Below are 1,868 nucleotides of genomic sequence, written 5' to 3'. Positions count from 1 at the left end.
CGAAGCCCCTACGCCAGCGGCCAGTGCGTTGGTGCCCGTGGCGCCGTCGTTGTTGTAGTTGCTGCCCGCCGCCGTGTTGGTGCTCTTGACGCTGTAGTAATGCGTAGCCGAACCGGATACCGCGTTCTTCAACTGCGCCACGTTCACCGCATCGGTGTCGGCGCTACCCGCCGCCACACCATTGATCTGGCGGGTGCGGTTGTTGGCGACGTCGCCCACGCTCACAGCGGCCAGCGTGCTCGTCCACGTCGCGCTGGTGTTGGTGGAAGCCGCCTTGGTGGCCGGGTCGTAACCCGCAACGCCGTAATCGACGTTGGCGACCGAACCGGCGCCCAAGGCCACCGAATTGACCACGGTGGCAGACGACCCCATGCTGCCGTAGTTGCCGCCCAGTGCTACGGCGCCATCCGCCGTCGACCGGGTGTACGCGCCCACAGCAACACCATAGCTTTGGGTCGCCTTCGCGCCATAGCCCATGGCGACACTGCCAAGCCCCGTCGCAGAGGCGTTGTCGCCAACAGCGGCGGCCGACATTCCAGCCTTCGACGCCTGCCCGAGCGCGGTCGCATATATATCCGCCTGGGCACCATACCCCGCCGCCGTGCCACCGTTGTCCGCGACAGCGGCGCGACCCAGTGCGGTGGCACCTTCGCCAACCGCTTTTGCCGCGTCCCCCACGGCCGTGGACGACATGCTCGTAGCCGTCGCGTTGCTGCCAATCGCCACCGCATTGGCTCCGCTGGCCAGCGCGTCAATGCCCATGGCCAATGACTGGATGCTCGTCACCGAAGCGCCCTGCCCGATGGCAATCGTATCGTCGGCACCGGCATTGCTGCCAAGGCCCATGGCGACGGCATCAAGACCCGTCGCAAGTGCGTTCGGCCCAATGGCGATGGCATTCCCAGCCGTCGCGCCGTCGTTGTTGTAGTTGCTGACCGTGCTGCCGTTGTCCTTGATGCTGACGTAGTGAATGGCGTCCGCACTGACCGTGGCGGCGAGCGATTGCAGTTGGCTGACGTTGACCGCGTCGGAACCTGCCAGACCGGCGGCGACGTTGGTGATGCGGCGTTCCGCGCCCGTGCTGCCGATTGAGACTTCACCGCCCGCACCGGTCGGAGCGACGAGAGTGCCTGTGCCGGGGTTGTAACCTGCGGCAGCAAGGTTGGCGGCCTGTGCGATGCTGCCGCTTCCCAAGGCGACAGAATCATCAGTTGTTCCGGACGCGCGAACGCCTAATGCAACCGTATTTTTTGCAGTAATGCTGGCGCCTGCGTAGGCCCCAATCGCTATGTTTCCGCCTCCATTTACCTGGGCGCCGGCATCAAAGCCCATGAAAACGTTATAGCTTCCAACAGAGTCAGCCCCAGCGGCTATCCTAGATATCGAAGAGCCGCCACCGATCATAATATTATTGTTGCCGATTGCACCGATGCCTGATGCATAACCCACGGCAACATTGTTAGCGCCATGCATTTCTTTACCGGCGACGGCGCCGATGGCAGTCATATTGACCTGTTCTGCGTTGTAGCCCGCCATTGGACCAATCAGGGTCGACAAGGAGGATGTTCCGCCAAATGCCGCTGCTCCTGCGGAGGTGCCAATCGCCACAGTGTTTGAACTGCTCAACCCTGCAGGCGGAGGAGCAGCAACTGCAGAAATGCCGATGGCGATCGCACCCACTGATTGGGCACCGTCGTTAAGGTAATTGCTATCTGCTGACGTATTGCCGCCGCCAGGGACGCTGAGGTAATGCAAGGGGACGGCACTATCGACCTTGTTTGCGAGGGACTGCAGTTGGCTCACGTTGACCGCGTCGGAGCCTGCCAGACCGGCGGCGACGTTGGTGATGCGGCGTTCGGCGCCCGTGC

At 63.1% G+C, this 1,868-nt stretch carries 1 pseudogene; it reads right to left on the bottom strand.

Going from position 1 to position 1,868, the window contains the following annotated elements:
• A pseudogene (locus tag ACDA63_RS20085) lies at nucleotides 1–1,848 on the bottom strand (hypothetical protein); the annotation flags it as partial.
• Between the last annotated feature and the right edge of the window lie 20 nt (nucleotides 1,849–1,868).

Source organism: Uliginosibacterium sp. sgz301328 (assembly GCF_041807905.1).
Classification (GTDB): Bacteria; Pseudomonadota; Gammaproteobacteria; order Burkholderiales; family Rhodocyclaceae; genus JBGVSA01.
The sequence above is the reverse complement of the archived record's forward strand: the minus strand, read 5'-3'. Positions and strand labels throughout refer to the sequence as shown.